At 65.1% G+C, this 17,481-nt stretch carries 9 protein-coding genes; all 9 read left to right on the top strand.

Annotated elements, in window-relative coordinates; genetic code table 11:
• Nucleotides 1-146: 146 nt before the first annotated feature.
• Nucleotides 147-956: a hypothetical protein gene (locus ADEH_RS16700; RefSeq protein ID WP_011422286.1), complete on the top strand. Its 810-nt coding sequence runs from the start codon at nt 147-149 to the stop codon at nt 954-956.
• A 4-nt stretch (nt 957-960) separates the two neighbouring features.
• Nucleotides 961-1,524, top strand: coding sequence for a BREX protein BrxB domain-containing protein (locus ADEH_RS16695; RefSeq protein WP_011422285.1), 564 nt, complete (start codon nt 961-963; stop codon nt 1,522-1,524).
• Nucleotides 1,521-4,982: a BREX system P-loop protein BrxC gene (gene brxC / locus ADEH_RS16690; RefSeq protein ID WP_011422284.1), complete on the top strand. Its 3,462-nt coding sequence runs from the start codon at nt 1,521-1,523 to the stop codon at nt 4,980-4,982. The genes ADEH_RS16695 and brxC overlap by 4 nt, the downstream gene beginning before the upstream one ends.
• 9 nt (nt 4,983-4,991) lie before the next feature.
• Entirely contained in the window at nt 4,992-8,381 is a 3,390-nt protein-coding gene (locus ADEH_RS23560; RefSeq protein ID WP_011422283.1) for an Eco57I restriction-modification methylase domain-containing protein, read from the top strand.
• Nucleotides 8,378-10,735 (top strand): BREX-1 system phosphatase PglZ type B, encoded by a 2,358-nt coding sequence (gene pglZ / locus ADEH_RS16680; protein WP_011422282.1) that lies wholly within the window; start codon nt 8,378-8,380, stop codon nt 10,733-10,735. Before ADEH_RS23560 ends, pglZ begins: the two co-directional genes overlap by 4 nt.
• Entirely contained in the window at nt 10,732-12,786 is a 2,055-nt protein-coding gene (gene brxL / locus ADEH_RS16675) for a protease Lon-related BREX system protein BrxL (protein ID WP_011422281.1), read from the top strand. Before pglZ ends, brxL begins: the two co-directional genes overlap by 4 nt.
• Nucleotides 12,787-12,796: 10 nt before the next feature.
• Complete coding sequence (locus ADEH_RS16670) at nt 12,797-15,487, top strand: TrlF family AAA-like ATPase (RefSeq protein ID WP_011422280.1); 2,691 nt, start codon at nt 12,797-12,799, stop codon at nt 15,485-15,487.
• A 126-nt stretch (nt 15,488-15,613) separates the two neighbouring features.
• Nucleotides 15,614-16,492 (top strand): hypothetical protein, encoded by an 879-nt coding sequence (locus tag ADEH_RS16665; protein WP_011422279.1) that lies wholly within the window; start codon nt 15,614-15,616, stop codon nt 16,490-16,492.
• A 73-nt stretch (nt 16,493-16,565) separates the two neighbouring features.
• On the top strand, nt 16,566-17,465 hold the full coding sequence (locus ADEH_RS16660) for a DUF4238 domain-containing protein (RefSeq protein WP_011422278.1): 900 nt from the start codon (nt 16,566-16,568) through the stop codon (nt 17,463-17,465).
• Nucleotides 17,466-17,481 lie beyond the last annotated feature (16 nt).

Here is a 17,481-nt window from a genome sequence, read left to right as displayed (position 1 = left end):
CCGGTCAGTTATCCGCCTTATGGCGGTGGCGATAGCGACCCTTTCGATCCGCCGGCAAACTTGCCGGCGGAGACTACACGGTTGTTGACGAGGGAAACAGGCTCTGCCAGGGTGAGCTGCCGGCAAGTCTGCCGGCGGGGTGTCTCATGTCCCTCGCAGAGATCGCTTCCATCGAATTCTTTCCGCCTGGGGGGCCGCCCGCAGGAGCGGCGAAGCTGGGCTTCCGTTTCGGCGACAAGGGGACCCACTCGAGCCGGACGCTCATGCTCGCTGAACTGGAAGCCGTCCTGGCGGCCGCTCCGGCCATCGCCGACCGCGCGGCCTACTCGGCGGCGATCATCGACGGCAACTGCCTCGAGAAACCCACGGCCTCGACGCGCCGGCTGTCGAGCCAGCGCCTCGGCGAACTCTACGCGCTGGACCCGTTCGTGGCCCTGTTCCGCGTCTTACGGGGGCTCTGGAGCCTCGACCCCAATGCTCGCCCGCTCCTCGCCATGCTCGCCGCCCTCGCGCGCGATCCGCTCTTCATGGCCTCCGCCGCGCCTGTGCTCTCACAACCGCCAGATATCGAGATCCAGCGAGCGCCGATCCGCGAGGCCCTCCGGAGAGTCGTCGGCGAGCGCATGAACGACGACACGCTCGACAAGGTGGTGCGCAACGTCTCCAGCTCGTGGACGCAGGCAGGCCACCTCACCGGCCGCACGTTCAAGCATCGACAGCGCGTGAGCGCGCCGCCGACAGCCGTCGCTTTTGCGATCTGGCTCGGCAATGCAGCCGGCTTCCACGGCGAAGATCTGCTCACGAATGGCTGGATCGCGGCGCTCGACTGCACGGCGTCCTCAGCCCGCGCGCTCGCAATAGAGGCGAAGCGGTTAGGGCTCATCGACCTACGCACGGCGGGTGATGTCGTAGAGTTCGAGCTCGGACGACTCGACCCGGGACTCGGGAGGCAGTGACCGTATGGCGCGACTCGAAGATCTCGCGGATCTCTACGGCCAACACATCGCGACGCCCTGGCAGCGTACGGTCGCCGGCGCGCAGCGCGTGATCATGGTTGCATACGATAAGGAGCTTGAGCGAGCCCTCCGTGCGCGAAAGGGCGAGTTCGAGACGCGCACCAGGGCCGCCGGACACGATTGGCACGAGGTAGACCTCACCACCGCGTTCGCCTCGTGGATCGCAGCCGACGAGTACCGCGACGCATACTTCGAGTCGCCCGAGGATCTTCAGCTCAAGCTGAAGGAGGAGTTCCCCGAGTACGCAGCCGAGAAGATCCGCGCGGTTCTTACAAGCAACGACGTGTCCGAGGCGTCAGTAGTCGCCGTGTTGGGCGCGGGCTCCCTCTACGGCTTCACGTATGTGTCCGAAGTGCTGAAGCGCGTCGAGCGCGACGTTCGTGGTCGCCTCGTCGTGTTCTTCCCGGGCACGCTCGAGCAGAACAACTACCGGCTGCTCGATGCCCGCGACGGATGGAACTACATGGCGGTCCCGATCTCGATCTACAGCGCCGGGGGTGCAGCATGAAGATCAAGGACGTCCTTCAGCGAGACCCTTCCACCTACCCGCTGGTCAACCAGGGCCAGGCTCGAATCGCCGACAGGTCGAACGAGAAGGTCCTCGACGAGCTTCGCGGCGAGCTGTCGACGTTCGTGTGCGAGGGCCAGTACGCCGAAGGCATCATCAAGATCCTCAAGTCCTTCCTTGCGAACCTGACCTCGACGAGCCAGAAGGCCGCATGGGTTAGCGGCTTCTTTGGCAGCGGCAAGTCGCACCTGCTGAAGATGGCCTGTCATCTCTGGCAGGACACCAAGTTCCCCGACGGCGCCACCGCGCGCAGCCTCGTGCCGTCGATGCCCGACGAGCTGCGAGAGCTGCTCCGCGAGCTCGACACTGCCGGCAAGCGCGGGGGCGGGCTGCTCGCCGCGGCCGGCGCGCTCCCGAGCGGCACCACCGATCACGTCCGCTTGACCATCCTCGCGGTGCTCCTGCGAGGAGTCGGCCTGCCCGACCAGTACCCCCAGGCACAGTTCTGCCTCTGGCTTCACGATCAAGGTTGGTTCGACAAGGTGAAGGGTGCCATCGAAGGCGCCGGCAAGCAGTGGCAGTCCGAGCTGAACAACCTGTACGTCAGCAAGAACATCGCAAACGCGCTCCTCGCGTGCGACCCCGGGTTCGCGTCGACCGAGGCCGAGGCGCGCAACACGCTCAAGGCGCAGTTCCCGCCGCGCAACACGGACATCACGACCGAAGAGTTCCTCACCGCAGTGAAACGCGTGCTGAAGCTCGTCGGGCGCGACGGCCGCACGCCATTGATGCTTCTCGTGCTCGACGAGGTACAGCAGTACATCGGTGATTCGAACGACCGCTCGACGCTGGTCACCGAGGTCACCGAGGCCCTGTCGAAGCAGCTCGACAGCAACGTACTCGTCGTCGCCTCGGGCCAGAGCGCGCTCACCTCGGTGCCGAGGCTTCACAAACTGATGGATCGATACACGATCCGCGTGCAGCTCTCCGACCAGGATGTCGAGGCTGTCGTTCGCAAGGTGCTCCTTCAGAAGAAGGCTGCTTCGATCTCGACGGTGAAGGGCGTCTTGGAGAAGCACGGAGGCGAGATCTCGCGCCAGCTCCAGGGCACGCGCATCGGCGAGAGTGCTCAGGACCGCGAGGTCATGGTCGACGACTACCCGCTCCTGCCGGTGCGCCGTCGATTCTGGGAGCACTGCTTTCGGGCCGTTGATGCCGAGGGCACGCACAGCCAGCTGCGGTCGCAGCTGCGCATCATCCATGACGCGGTCGCAAAGATCTCCGATCGTGCCCTTGGGGCCACCGTGCCGGGCGACGAGCTGTTCGAGGCGCTTGCGCCGGAGATGGTCAACACGGGCGTCCTCCTGCGCGAACTCAACGAGCGAATCATCAACCTGTCGAAGGACGGCACCGAAAGAGGGAAGCTCGCGCGGCGCATCTGCGGGCTCGTCTTCCTCATCACGAAGCTGCCCGAGAAGGACAAGCCCGGCTACCTCGGCGTGCAGGCCTCTAAGGAGCACATCGCGGACCTCCTCGTCGAAGACCTCCTGGCTGACAACGGGAAGCTGCGCAGTGCGGTTGAAACCGTGCTGGAAGAGCTGACTTCGAGCGGTGCGCTGATGAGAGTCGGCGACGAGTACCGCCTGCAGACGAAGGAAGGCGCCGAGTGGGACGCCGAATTCCGCCGCCGGCAGGGCAAGCTCGCCAACGACGACGCCGACATCCAGATCCGCCGTGATCAGCAGATCTACGCCGAAGCTGACCGCGTCATCCGCACGGTGAAGGTCGTGCAGGGCGCCGCCAAGGAGGCGCGTCAGGTCGTCGTCTCGCGCGACCAGACGCCACCTGCCGGCAACGGCGAGAGCGTCCCGCTGTGGATTCGCGACGGCTGGTCGGCAAGCGAGAAGGAGCTTCTCGACGCTGCGCGCGCGGCTGGCACCGACAGCCCGACGGTGTTCATCTTCCTGCCGCGCCAGGCAGCCGATGAGCTGCGGAAGCTGATCGTCGATGCCGAGGCCGCCCAGCAAACGATCGATGCCAAGGGCACGCCCACGACCCGCGAAGGCGAAGAGGCGAAGCACAGCATGGAGAGCCGTCGCAACGCCGCCATCCGCCAACGCGACGAGCTCATCAAGCAGATCGTCGCCAATGCAAAGGTGTTCCAGGGCGGTGGTTCCGAGTTGCTGCAGGCGACCCTCGAAGATCGCGTCCGCGAGGCCATCAACGCTGCGCTCGTACGGCTCTTCCCGCGGTTCAAGGAGGCCGACCACGCGGCGTGGGAGACGGTCATCAAGCGCGCGAAGGAGGGCGCCGACCAACCGCTCCAGCCGGTGGGCCACACGGTCGCGACGGAAGAACACGCCGTCTGCAAGGCGGTGCTCTCGACGATCGGCTCCGGCAAGGTCGGCGTGGAGGTTCGCAAGGCGCTTCGCGCGAGCCCGTACGGCTGGCCGCAGGACGCCATCGACGCCGCGCTCCTGGCGCTTCATCGCACGCAGCACGTTTCCGCCACGTTGAACGGCATGGCGCTTGCGCCGGGGCAGCTCGACCAGAACAGGATTTCGAAGGCCGAGTTCCGCGTCGAGAAGATCACGCTCTCCGTGACCGAAAAGCTCGCCATCCGGAAGGTGTTCCAGGCGCTCGGCGTGGGCTGTAAGGCTGGCGAGGAGCTGGCCAAAGCGCCCGCCTTCCTCGAGCAGCTCGCCGCTCTTGGCCGATCGACTGGCGGTGACGCGCCGCTGCCCGCGCCTCCCTCGGTCATCGACATCGAGGACATCCGCGCCCGTGTCGGCAACGACCAGCTCGCGGGCATTCGCGACAACGCGCAGCTCTTCGGGAAGCGCATCACGGAGTGGACGAACACCAAGAAGGTCGTAGATGCGCGGTTGCCCACATGGGCGCTCGTCGAGCGGCTCGCACTGCACGCACACGGGCTCGCTGCCGCGGAGGACCTGCTCAAGCAGGTCGAGGCTGTACGCGCACAGCGGCTTCTGCTCGAGCCCACCGATCCGGTGGCGCCGCTTCGGTCTGGCCTGGCCGACGCGCTCCGGAAAGCGTTGCTCGCGGCCCACGGTGCGTACGAGACGGAGTTCGGCAAGGGCATGGCCTCGCTGGAGGCTAGTTCGCTGTGGCGGAAGCTCCCTAGCTCGGATCGTTCGTCGATCCTCGCGAGCGTTGGCCTCGCGCCCGCCGCCCCGTTGTCGGTGCCGAGCGACGAAGCGCTTGCGTCGGCGCTCGACGCGAAGTCGCTGTCGTCGCGGAGCGCAGAGGCGGACGCGGTTTCGGGCCGCGTGCAGAAGGCTCTCGAGCACGCCGCGAAGCTGCTCGAGCCGAAGGTGCGACCGGTGACCCTCGAGCGCTCAACCCTGACGACCGAAGCGGACGTCGATGCCTGGCTCGAACGGCAGAAGAAGTCCCTTGTCGCGGCCATCAAGGATGGCCCCGTCCTGGTGAGCTGAGGAACTGCGATGGCATCGCTCGACCGCAACCTTCGCAGGGAGCTCGAAGGCGCCGTCAAGGAGGCTCGCCGCGTAGCGGAGGCCGGCGCGCGGCAGGCCATCGGGCAGCTCGCCGTCGGTCACCACGAGCCCTGGGCCGCGCTCTCGCCCGAGCAGCGTAAGCTGCGCAACCGCCTGCGCGCGCACGGGCGCCAGCTCGGCGACAAGCTCGAGGAGCGCAAAGGAACCCAGACCACCGAGCGGCTCACCCGCGAGTCCGCCTACGAGCACTGGCATCGTCTCCTGTTCGCGCGCTTCCTCGCGGAGAACGACCTCCTCGTCGAGCCGGAGTCGGGCATGGCGCTGTCGCTCGACGAGTGCCGCGAGCTTGCGCGCGAGCAGGGCAAGGACTGGCTGGTGCTGGCGAGCGACTTCGCTCAGCGGATGCTCCCGCAGATCTTCCGCGCCGGCGATCCAGTGCTCGAGGTGGCGCTACCTCCCGAGAAGCGACAGGAGCTCGAGGCGATCCTCGAAAGGCTGCCGCGCGCCGTGTTCACGGCGGACGACAGCCTTGGATGGGTGTACCAGTTCTGGCAGGCGGACCAGAAGGACGCAGTCAACGCCTCGGAGCACAAGATCGGCGCGGACGAGTTGCCGGCCGTGACGCAGCTCTTCACCGAGGACTACATGGTCCTCTTCCTGCTGCACAACACGGTCGGCGCGTGGTGGGCCGGCAAGGTGTTCGCGGCGAAGCCGGAGCTCGCGCGCACGGCAGTATCCGAGGACGAGTGCCGCGCGGCCTGCGCCGTCCAGGGCATCGAGTGGCGATACCTGCGCTTCGTACGCGAGGGGGACGCCTGGCGGCCAGCGCCGGGTACGTTCTCGGGCTGGCCGAGGGCCGCGAAGGGTCTCACGGTGCTCGACCCGTGCATGGGCAGCGGGCACTTCCTCGCATTCGCGCTGCCGATCCTGGTCGCGCTGCGGCAGGCCGAAGAGAAGCTGTCGATCGCCGAGGCCGTGGACGCCGTGCTGCGCGACAACCTGTTCGGGCTCGAACTTGATCCGCGCTGCACTCAGATCGCCGCGTTCAACGTTGGGCTCACGGCATGGAAGCTCGCGGGCTATCGGCCGTTGCCGGCGCTGAACCTCGCGTGCGCCGGGCTTGGCATCAACGCTCCGGTGTCGGAGTGGACGGCGTTGGCGGCAGGCGATCGGCCCGCGGAGCAGGCGATGAAGCAGCTCTACGAGCTGTTCCGGCAGGCTCCGACCCTGGGCTCGCTCATCGATCCGACGCGCGTCGGCGGTGAGTTGTTCGTTGCTCAGTTTGACAAGATTCGAAACCTCCTCTCTTCAGCGTTGGCTTCGGAGAAATCCGAGGACGCTGAGCTCGCCGTGGTCGCACAAGGACTTGCGCGCGCGGCAACGCTCTTGGCCGTAAAGTACACCCTCGTAGCGACAAACGTGCCGTATCTCGCGCGTGGAAATCAGTCCGATGTGCTTGCGCAGCACTGTGAATCGCACTTCGCCGATGCGAAGACTGATTTGGCCACCTGTTTCATCGAGCGGTGTCGGTCGTTGTTGGCGCCCTTCGGGGCAGCGGCTCTCGTGACCCCTCAGAACTGGCTGTCCCAAGATTACTACGCGTCGTACCGCAAGAGGCTCTTGCGCGACGCACGGTTCGAGCTTGCTGGTCAGCTCGGGCCCGGCGCCTTCTCTGGGATCTCGGGGGAAGTCGTGAAGCCCCTGCTGATCATTCTGAGCGGGCGCAGTCACGATGCAGCCCACGAGTTCTTGGCGATTGACACGACTCCTTTCGCGTCGGCAGTGGACAAGGCCGCAGCCCTGTGCGCCGACGCCCTCCACAAGGTCAACCAAGCACGCCAACTCATCAATCCAAAGTGCCGGATCAGCATGGAGGAGGCGTCAGCTGAGCCGCGGCTCTCGAAGTTCACCATCTACTCGAACGGGATTCAGACGGGCGATTCTCCTCGGTACTTGCGCTCATTCTGGGAGCTGCCCGCGCTCGACGAGCGATGGGCTGCGCAGCAAACCACGGTCGATGCAACCACTTCGTATGGCGGCATGTCACAGGCAATTCTGTGGGAGAACGGAGCAGGGAGCCTAGCGAAAGCCGCCGAAAATGCATCGCGTCAGACGGTCTTGAGGGGCAAGGAGGTGTGGGGCCGACGAGGCGTGCTCGTGAGCGCTATGGGGTCGCTGAACGTCTCGCTCTATCTCGGCACGCTGTTCGACGACAATACCGTCGCCGTCGTTCCCGCGAGTGAATCGCACTTGGCGCCGATCTGGGCCTTCATGAGCGATACCGGGTACCACGACGCTGTTCGTCGGATCGACAAGGCGCTGAAAGTGCGGGGTCCACTCATCGAGGTGCCGTTCGATATCGGCGCTTGGTCCGGCGCCGTGCTCCCTGTTCCGCACGCGCTCGATCCGACCCAGTGGATCTTCGGAGGACATCCGCGAGGTGCCTCAAATCCTCTCCAGGTCGCTGTCGCACGACTCGTTGGCTATCGATGGCCTCGACAGCGGCAGGCGACGTTTCTCGGCTTTCCTGCACTCGGACCGGACGGCCTAGAACGACATGTGGATGACGACGGTATCGTGTGTTTGCCTTCGCTTCGCGGAGAGGCTCCTGCTGCCGAGCGTGTTCGCGCGCTCCTTGCTGACGCCTTCGGCGCGGAGTGGTCGGCAAACAAGCTGAGTGAGCTGCTCGCCGCCGTGGATTTCGGCGGCAAGTCATTGGATGACTGGCTTCGCGACGGCTTTTTTGAACAGCACTGCGAGCTGTTCGAACGGCGCCCGTTTGTCTGGCAGATCTGGGACGGTCGCAAGGACGGTTTCTCCGCGCTCGTGAACTATCACCAGCTGGCTGCGCCCAACGGCGAGGGCCGTCGCATCCTCGAGAAGCTGACGCATACCTATCTCGGCGACTGGCTTGACCGTCAGCGCGCAGACCAGAAGGCGGGCATCGAGGGAGCCGACGGCCGCGTGGCGGCCGCTGAGCACCTGAAACGCGAGTTGGAGAAGATCATCGAGGGCGAGCCGCCCTTCGATCTCTTCGTCCGCTGGAAAAGACTGCAGCAGCAGCCCGTCGGTTGGGAGCCGGACATCGATGATGGTGTGCGCGTCAACATTCGTCCGTTTGTTGCCGCGCGTCCCTTGACGGTGCGCGCACGAGCCGCGTGTATCCTCCGGGTAACTCCAGACATTCGGTGGGGCAAGGACAAGGGCAAGGAGCCGACGCGCCAAAAGGCGGACTTCCCGTGGTTCTGGGGTTGGGACGAGAGCGCGCAGGACTTCGCGGGTGGCAAGGAGTTCGACGGCAATCGCTGGAACGACCTCCACTACACGCGCGCTGCGAAGCTCGCCGCGCGTGAGTGCGCGAAGGGAGGCAAGTCGTGAACGCGCCCCCCTCTCGCCGGCGCGCTGGCGCGCCGGCACGTGCGCGTAACCTCGTCGATGCCCTGGAACAGTCGTTCCTTCACGCGCTGCGACAGGCGGAGGGAGAGGCCGCCCCTGCAGCGCTGATCTGGGCCGACACGGAAAGGCAGTGGGCGGGCCTCATGGCGCGCCTGCAGACTGCGCTGCCACACCTGTTCGTCCTCGGCGCATACGACGCCGCCCGACGCACGGGGCCGGCCATCTGGCTGCGCTGCGTGGTCGACCGCGTGCTCGAGGACGTGGCGCTCGAGCCAGGTGTCGTACCGATCCTCTATCTGCCGGGCATTGCCCGGCAGTCGCTGCGTGCGGGAGACGAGTGCCCGCGCGAGCTGCGGCCGCTCGTGGAGCTGCAGTACCGCGGTCGCGTCTGGCACCAGAAGAACGGTCGCGATTGGACGGTCGAAGCATTTCTGGTGTCTGAGGACGGGCTCCAGTTGGACGTGGCCCAGGACGCCAAGACGCGCGATGCCGCGCTGCGCAGCCTGCCGCTACTCGCGGAGACGCCTCTCGATGGCCTCCGCGGTCACCGCCTCGAGGCGGACGACTTCGATCGTCTGGCGGTAAGCGATCCCACACGCGACCTGCTGCGCTGGATGGGCGCGGGTGACGCGCTTCTCAAGGCTGAAGGGCAAGGACGCTGGAAGGCGTTCTGCGGTGTCTGCACGTCGGACTTCAAGTTCGACCCGGACAAGAAGTCTCCGGCCGACGCGGCGAACGCGCTGGTCGAGGGCAACGGCAAGTGGGTCAACGTCTGGCAGCGATTCAAGGAGGCGCCGAAGCTCTATCCCGAGGTCGCCAAGCTGCTGCGCGACACCGCCACGCCGCTCCTCCATCGTGGAAGCGAACGAGACGCGGGCGGCAACGCCAAGGCGGAACAGGAGCTGCGTGCTGGGCTCGCAGCGCTCGCGAACAAGCCTCACGCCGCAGCTCTTGCCGACGTGGCGGCGCTTGAAGCGGCGCACGGCAAGCGCCGTGAGTGGGTGTGGGCCGAACTCGGCGAGAGTCCGCTGGCCGGCGCCCTCGCCCCCCTCGCGAAGCTCGCCAGGGCGGCGGCTACGACGGTCGGCGGCGCCACCGTGGATGCGGCGATCAACGCCTACGTGAACGAGGGCTGGCGCTGCGACCGCGCCGCACTTGAAGCGCTTGCCACAGTGAAGCAGCCCGCGGACGTGGCGCTCATCCAGAGCGTCGTGCGCGCCCTCTACCTGCCGTGGCTCGACGCCTCGGCGCGACACTTCCAGAGCCTGATCGAGGGCGCCGGGAACGTCCTGCGCGCCAAGGTGTCTGGTAGCCAGTACGAGAAGGACGCGTGCCTCATGTTCGCGGACGGCCTGCGTTACGACGTCGCGGGCATGCTCGCGGAGCGCCTCGAGGCGAAGAGTTACCGCACGCGCCTGAACCACCGCCTCGCGCCACTGCCAACCGTGACGTCGACCGCCAAGCCATTCGCGACGCTTTCGCACGATCGACTCGAAGGCGGTGAGGACGTCATCGACTTCAACCCGCGCTTCAAGGACAGCCCTCAAGCGGCTAACGCCCAGCGGCTGCGAGAGGACATGGCGAGCCGTGGCACAGACCTGCTTGGGGATGAGATTCGGCCCGCGAAGCAAGGGACGACGGGCGGCTGGGTCGAAACCGGCAAGCTCGACGAGCTCGGCCACAAGCTGGGCGCGCGTCTCGCCGCGCAGATTGAATCGGAACTCGACACCCTTGTCGACCAGGTCACCGGGCTCGTCGAAGCGGGCTGGACGCGCATCCGAATCGTCACGGACCATGGCTGGCTTCTGGTGCCGGGGGGGCTGCCCACTGTCGCCCTGCCCAAGCACCTGACGGTGACCAAGTGGTCGCGCGCCGCCACGGTGAAAGGCGACGCGACGCCCGGCGTCCCCGTTTATCCGTGGTACTGGAACCCGCACGTCCGCATCGCGTCGCCGCCGGGGGTCGCAAGCTTTGCCGCGAACACGGAGTACTCGCACGGTGGCATCAGCCCGCAGGAGTGCATCGTTCCCGAGCTCGTCGTAGAGCGCGGAGGTGGCGGTGCGACCGCGTCGATTACCGCGGTGTCGTGGCGTGGAATGCGTTGTCGCGTGTCGGTGGCGACGAACGACCCTGAGGTGCGCGTGGATCTGCGGCTCAATTGGAAGCAGGCGAACACCAGCATCGTGGCCTCGGACAAGGAAGTCGGCCCAGCTGGCGAAGCGAGCCTCGCCGTTGCCGATGACGCTCACGAAGGAGCTGCGGCGACCGTCGTCGTCGTGGACGGCGCTGGGAGCGTCCTCGACCGGAAGACTACGACCGTCGGAGAAGCATCATGACCATGACCCTGGATCATCTCGACCAGCGGGCGGCCGAAGTCTTCGACGGCTACCTCGTTCGGAAGGATCTCGTTCGTAAGTACGCGCGCCAGTATCCGGTGCCGACCTACGTGGTCGAGTTCCTTCTCGGCCGCTACTGCGCGAGTACGGACGAGAAGGAGATCGCCGAGGGACTCCAGATCGTCGAGAAGCAGCTCCGCGATCGCACCGTCCGCACCGGCGAGGAAGAGTTGTTCAAGGCCCGAGCGAAGGAGGGCGGTACCGTCAAGCTCATCGACATCGTCAAGGCGCGTCTCGATGCGAAGAACGATCGGTTCGTCGCCGAGTTGCCCAGTCTGGCGCTTCGCGACGTTCTCATCGACGACCAGTTCGTGCGTGAGAACGAGCGAATGCTCACCGACGGCTTCTACGCCGAGGTGACGCTGGCCTACGACGGAGTCGCTGCCCAGGAGCAGGGAGGGCGCCCCTTCTCCATCGAGTCGATGCGCCCGATTCAGATGTCGAAGTCTGACGTGCTCGAGGTGATGGGGAAGGCGCGCCGCGCGTTCACGACACAGGAGTGGGTCGATTTCCTCATCCGCTCGATTGGTCTCGAACCTTCCTCGTTGACCGAGCGTGCGAAGCGTGTGGCCATCCTACGCATGGTCCCGTTCGTCGAGCGCAACTACAACCTCGTGGAACTTGGGCCGCGCGGCACGGGCAAGAGCCACCTGTTCCAGCAGATCTCGCCTTACGCGCACCTCATCTCCGGCGGCAAGGCGACGGTCGCCAAGATGTTCGTGAACAACGCGACTGGCCAGCGCGGTCTGGTCTGCCAGTATGACGTCGTGTGCTTCGACGAGGTGTCCGGCGTCTCCTTCGATCAGAAGGACGGCGTCAACATCATGAAGGGCTACATGGCCTCCGGCCAGTTCAGCCGCGGCAAGGACAACATCCGCGCCGAAGGCGGCATCGTGATGGTCGGCAACTTCGACGTTGATGTCGAGCAGCAGCAGCGCGTGGCGCACCTGCTGAGCCCGCTCCCTCCCGAGATGCGCAACGACACGGCGTTCATGGACCGCTTGCACGCCTTCGTACCGGGCTGGGACTTCCCCAAGCTCAACCCGAACGACCACTTCACCGATCACTTCGGCCTTGTGAGCGACTTCCTGAGTGAATGCTGGAGCAAGCTGCGCTCGGGCAACCGCGTCTCGGTGATGCAGGGACGCGTTCACCTCGGTGGCGCGCTGTCGGGTCGTGACATCGAGGCGGTGAACAAGACGGTGAGCGGCCTGACGAAGCTGCTCTTCCCGGATCCTGAGGCGACCGTTCCCGACGAGGATCTCGAGTGGATCGCGCGCATCGCGCTCGAGTCACGCCGCCGCGTCAAGGAGCAGCAGAAGCGCTGCTTCAAGAGCGAGTTCCGCAACACGCACTTCAGCTACATGCTCGGCTCCGAAGGTGTGGAGCAGTTCGTCTCGACACCCGAACTCCACAGCGACGAGGCCATCGAGAGCGACCCGCTTCCGCCTGGCCAGGTGTGGGCTGTGAGCCCATCGAGCCCGGACGCGGGCCCGGGCCTGTATCGCGTCGAGGTCACCTGTGGCCCGGGCGCGGGCGTGAAGGTGTTGAACCAGCCGACGCCGCCCACGTTCCGAGAGAGTGTGAAGGTCGGCGAGCAGAACCTCTACACACGTGCGAAGGAGCTCGTCGGCGACCGAAACCCTCGAGAGCACGAGTTCTCGATCCAGATGCGCGCCCTGGATACCGACAAGACTGGCGCGGGCCTTGGCATTCCGGTGCTCGTCGCATTGTGCGGAGCACTTCTTGGCCGCAACACGCGCGGGGGAACGGTCGTCGTTGGCGCGCTGAACCTCGGCGGGTCGATTGAGATGATCCCGAACGCCGTCCGCGTCGCCGAGCTGGCGGTTGATAAGCAGGCGCAGACGCTCCTCATGCCCGTGGCCGCCCGCCGCCAGCTCAACGACCTGCCCGACGAGCTGTGGACCAAGCTCAACATCGAGTTCTACAAGGACGCGTCCGACGCGGTCTTCAAGTCGCTGGTCGAGTGAGGCGAGCGCAATGCCCGAAACGTCGCCGCTGCAGAACGCCAGTGCGCTCCCCAAGGGCGCGAGGTTTTGCCGTTGTGCCTTTCAGGTGAACCCCGCCCACTACTCACAGACGTTCCGGGGCAGCGACCACGGGATGGACGAGCGCACGTACGTCAGAAAGCTGCTGGACCGTTGCATCGATCTCGAGATCGAGGTCATCGCGGTCACGGATCACAACGACGCCGGGTCCATCGCCATCTTCCAAGAGGAAGCCAGGCCGCGCGGCATCACGGTTTTCCCCGGGTTCGAGGTTGCCTCGAGCGAGGGCGTGCACGTGCTCTGCCTGTACTCGCCCGAAACGACAGACGGCGCACTGCAGCGCTACTTGGGCCAGCTCGACATCACGAAACCCGAGCCGTCGACCTCGCTCAGCAAGAAGTCGTTTTCGGACCTGCTCAAGTGCGTGCGCGAGCAAGGGGGCGTCACGATCGCCGCACACGTCACCCACGACAAGGGACTTCTTCATACGTTGCACGGCCAGGCACGCGTCAACGCCTGGCGTGATCCGAACCTCGTCTGCGTGCAGATCCCGGGCTCGGTTGATGACGCGCCCGAAGACAAACGCCCCATCCTCAAGAACCAGAACGCCGACTATCGACGTGAGACGAGCCCGGACGCGACGACGGCGGTCGCCATCGTGAACGCGGGCGACGTCACGAAGCCCGAAGACCTCGCGGCACCCGGATCGACGTGCTGGGTGAAAATGACGGAGCCATCGCTTGAGGGGCTCCGCCAGGCGTTCCTCGATCCGGTCTCGCGCATTCGGCTAGGGAGCGACCCCGTTCCGGAGGCGCACGCCGAGTTCGTCGCGATGAGTTGGCAGGGTGGTTTCCTCGACGGCCGCGCGATCTGCTTCAACGAGAACCTGAATGTGCTGATCGGCGGGCGCGGCACGGGGAAGTCGACTGTCATCGAGAGCCTTCGCCACGTGCTCGACCTCGAGCCGCTCGGGCAGGACGCGAAGGTTGCGCACGATGGAATCGTGAAGCACGTGCTGAAGAACGGCACGCGCATCTCGCTTGTGGTTCGCGTTCACCATCCCGCGCGGCGTGAGTACGTCATCGAGCGCACTGTTCCGAACGCGGCGGTGGTGAAAGATGACGCAGGGCAGACGCTCCCGTACAGGCCGATCGACGTGGTGCCGCGCGCGCAGGTGTTCGGCCAGCACGAGATCTCCGAGTTGACTAAGGATGGCGAGAAGCTGACGCGGCTCCTCGACCGGTTCATCGCACCGGACGACGCGGCACAGGTGAACAAGGCCGAAAAGAAGCACGGGCTTGCCGAATCGCGGAAGAGCGTCGCCAGTGCTGCCGAGGAGCTCACGAAGGTCGACGAGAGGCTTGCAGCGCTTCCGAAGCTGGAGGAAACCCTCAAACGGTTTCAGGAAGCGGGCCTCGAAGAGAAGATGAAGGACAAAAGCGTCCTCATTCGTGAGGAGCAGCTCTTGAAGCAGGCGGACGGCGTGGTGAATCGGGTGCGCCATTTGGCGACGGGACTTCGCGCCGCAGTGCCGCTGGACGTGTCATTCCTCGACAGCGTCACGGATGACCTCCCGAACGCCGAGAGGCTGCGCGGCCTGAAGGCGACGCTCGCGACCTTGCAGCAAGTCATCGAGCAGGCAGCGGCCGCCATCGAAGGGGCCGTGACAGCCGTCGACGCTGAGCGGACATCGTTCCAGTCCGAGTGGGACAAGCATCAGAAGGTTATCGACGAAGCGTACGAGAAGACGCTTCGCGAGCTTCAAAAGGCGAAGATCGACGGTGCCGAATTCGTTCGCCTCAAGAAGCAGATCGAGGAACTGCGGCCCCTTCGCGAGCAGCGAACCGTGCTCGAGAAGCGTCTCTCCGGGGAGCGTGAGGCGCGCAGGATCCGTTTGGTTGACTGGGACAACGCTAAGGCCGAGCAGTTCCGCGCTCTCGAGCGCGCGGCAAAGAAGGTGACGAAGCGGCTGGAGGGACGCGTCCGCGTTCGCGTCAGCTTCGCCGCCGGGCGCGAGCAGCTGATGACCGTGCTGAAGGAGAAAGTTGGCGGGCGGCTTTCAGAGGCTCTTGAGACCCTGCGGATGGTCGAGCAACTTTCACTCAGCGAGCTCGCAGCTGCTGGTCGCAGCGGCAAGGAGGCCCTGGTTTCGAAATATGGCCTGCTCCCGACGCAGGCCGAGAAGCTTGCGCAGGCTCCCGAGTCTGTGTGGATGGAGGTCGAAGAGCTGGACCTCCCAGCCACGACGACCATCGAGCTGAACACCGCACCCGATGGCGACGAGGCGAGCTGGCAGAAGCTCGAGGACCTTTCGACGGGCCAGAAGGCCACGGCCGTGCTCCTCTTGCTGCTCCTGGAGTCCGACGCCCCTTTGGTGGTGGATCAGCCGGAGGATGACCTCGACAATCGATTCATCACCGAGAGCATCGTCCCCAAGATGCGCGAGGAGAAGCGGCGTCGGCAGTTCGTATTCTCCACGCACAATGCCAACATCCCGGTGCTCGGCGACGCCGAGCTAATCGTTGGCCTCGCACCGCGTAGCGGCGCGGGCGACCCTGAGGGCCCGCTCCCGACGAAGCACATGGGCGCGATCGACGCCCGCGGCGTTCGCGAACTCGTCGAGGAGGTGCTCGAAGGCGGCCGCCGCGCGTTCGAGCTCCGGCGACAGAAGTATGGGTTCTGAGCTTCGAGCTTGGTTCCTCCGAGGCCGTTCGCACCAAGGGTGGGAACGCCTTGCACGCGCACGCCTCGTTGACGTCACCGTGAGCCATCGTCGTTAACAGAACTCGATCATTCTGAGGCGTACTCTATGTCGGACATCGGGGATCCAGTGAAGGCAGCAACCAAGGGGGCGAAGCACGAGGCGCCTCCTGGTCTCAAGCTGAGCCTGCTCAGCAACGGCATCGACTTCATCCAGTCGGGGATCGAGCACTTCTTCCTGAAGGACGATCCGGATCCGCGATCTCACAAGTACGCGATCTTGCATCTATTCGCGGGCGTGCTGCTGCTGCTCAAGGAGCGGCTCAGGCAAGAGCACTGGTCGTTGATCTTCAAGGATGTGGCGCGAGCAGGTGAATCTGACGCGAAGACGGTTGATTTCGATGAAGCGCTTCAGCGCTTGAAGTCCTGCTCGAAGATCCGGATTAGCGATCGAGACGCGAAACTCCTCAGGAAGGCCCAGTTGCTGAGGAACCGTCTCGAACACTACGAGTTCGAGTTGAACCTGCAAGAGTCGCAGAACCTCATCGGGCGACTCTCTGAGTTCACGTACCTGTTCCTTCGGGACAACTTGGCCACGGACCTGGAGAGACATCTTTCCCCCGAGGTTTGGGAACGGCTCCGGGACCTCCGCGAAATCGCTCGCCGGCTAGAGCAGGAGCGCCACGAGGCGTGGCTTCGCCGGACCGCTAAGTACCGGGAACTGAGCAGCGAAGATCTAATCGCCATCCGTGAGGAACTTGAGCCCTACCATCCGAAACACAATCCGGATCCCGTGGATGCTCAGTGGTGTGACAGCTGCGGAACGGAGTCGCTTGTTTGTGTGGAGAACGGCATAGCCGTGTGCACCAATCCCGAGTGCCGAGCTATTGAGACGGTGGGCGAATGCATGCGCTGCTATGCTCCCGTGATCGGGGGCGGGGACTTGTGCGACGGCTGTCAGGATTACATCAACAGCGATAACTCCTAGCTGCCGGTTCTTCGGTTCGGACCTTTGTTCGGGAAGCAAGCGCTCCGCGTGCTTCCCGGTTCGGAGACTGCGGATGCGCTGTCACTTCGTGCCTCAGTCGTATCTGCGGCGATTCCTGAACTCGGAGAACAAGCTCGAGTGTTTCGACTTCCATCGCGAGTTCGGTCCCACGAAGGCCAAGGCGGCGAAGTCCACTTCGCAGATCGAGGACTGGTACGTACTCAAGGACATCGATCAGGTCCCAGGTCTGGAACTCGTCGATGAAAAGCAAATCGAGAATGAGTTTCAGCGGCTGTTCGAGAATGATCTGACCGCTGCGCTCGATCGCTTGGAGGCCGGCGTCTTAACGGTTGAAGATAAGAGGAAACTGGCGGCATTCGTAGCCGTCCAGTTGCATCGGGTTCCGATCTCGCGTCGCTACTACCGCGACATGCAGAGGCGGACGGACCAGCCGCTCGCGCGTGAAGAGCAGGCGCAGGTCAACGCACAGGTCGTTCATGGGTTTCTTGGCACCGCGATAAGCGCCTTCGGGTTGGAGCCGTTCTTGCTGCAGTCGGTGTGGATGCTGGTGCGGGCCGACGCGGCAGCTCCGTTCATCACAAGTGACAATCCGATCGGCGTCGGAAAGCATCCGTCGAACATGTCGTTCATCGACGAACTCAAGAGGCGTGGCGTTTCCGGGCCAGAGCTGGAGGCACGGAGGTCAGCTTACGTAGTCAGCGTCTCGCCGAGACATGTCCTTTACGTGAACACGAGCATCCCCGCGGGTTCCGACGACACAATCGTGATCCCAGGGAAGTGGGACGAGCGGCGCGTGCGCGAGTACAACGACTCTGTCTTTCGGTCGTGCTTGAGCTGCGCCTATACGGTGACACGCGAGCTGGCGGAGGATTACTCCCGCCGCGTCCGAGCAGGTGACATCACGAACGACTTGTTCGTAGACGATCCGTGGGGAGAGGCCGTTCGCCCATGAGGCGCCGAGCGGTCGG

This window comes from Anaeromyxobacter dehalogenans 2CP-C (assembly GCF_000013385.1).
Classification (GTDB): domain Bacteria; phylum Myxococcota; class Myxococcia; order Myxococcales; family Anaeromyxobacteraceae; genus Anaeromyxobacter; species Anaeromyxobacter dehalogenans_B.
This window is presented reverse-complemented; position numbering and strand designations above follow the sequence as displayed.

What these genes read in the sequence shown, in the direction of transcription:
- ADEH_RS16700 (WP_011422286.1), top strand. Translation starts at nt 147, where the DNA reads ATGTCCCTCGCAGAGATCGCTTCCATCGAATTCTTTCCGCCTGGGGGG.
- ADEH_RS16695 (WP_011422285.1), top strand. Translation starts at nt 961, where the DNA reads ATGGCGCGACTCGAAGATCTCGCGGATCTCTACGGCCAACACATCGCG.
- brxC (WP_011422284.1), top strand. Translation starts at nt 1,521, where the DNA reads ATGAAGATCAAGGACGTCCTTCAGCGAGACCCTTCCACCTACCCGCTG.
- ADEH_RS23560 (WP_011422283.1), top strand. Translation starts at nt 4,992, where the DNA reads ATGGCATCGCTCGACCGCAACCTTCGCAGGGAGCTCGAAGGCGCCGTC.
- brxL (WP_011422281.1), top strand. Translation starts at nt 10,732, where the DNA reads ATGACCATGACCCTGGATCATCTCGACCAGCGGGCGGCCGAAGTCTTC.
- ADEH_RS16670 (WP_011422280.1), top strand. Translation starts at nt 12,797, where the DNA reads ATGCCCGAAACGTCGCCGCTGCAGAACGCCAGTGCGCTCCCCAAGGGC.
- ADEH_RS16665 (WP_011422279.1), top strand. Translation starts at nt 15,614, where the DNA reads ATGTCGGACATCGGGGATCCAGTGAAGGCAGCAACCAAGGGGGCGAAG.
- ADEH_RS16660 (WP_011422278.1), top strand. Translation starts at nt 16,566, where the DNA reads ATGCGCTGTCACTTCGTGCCTCAGTCGTATCTGCGGCGATTCCTGAAC.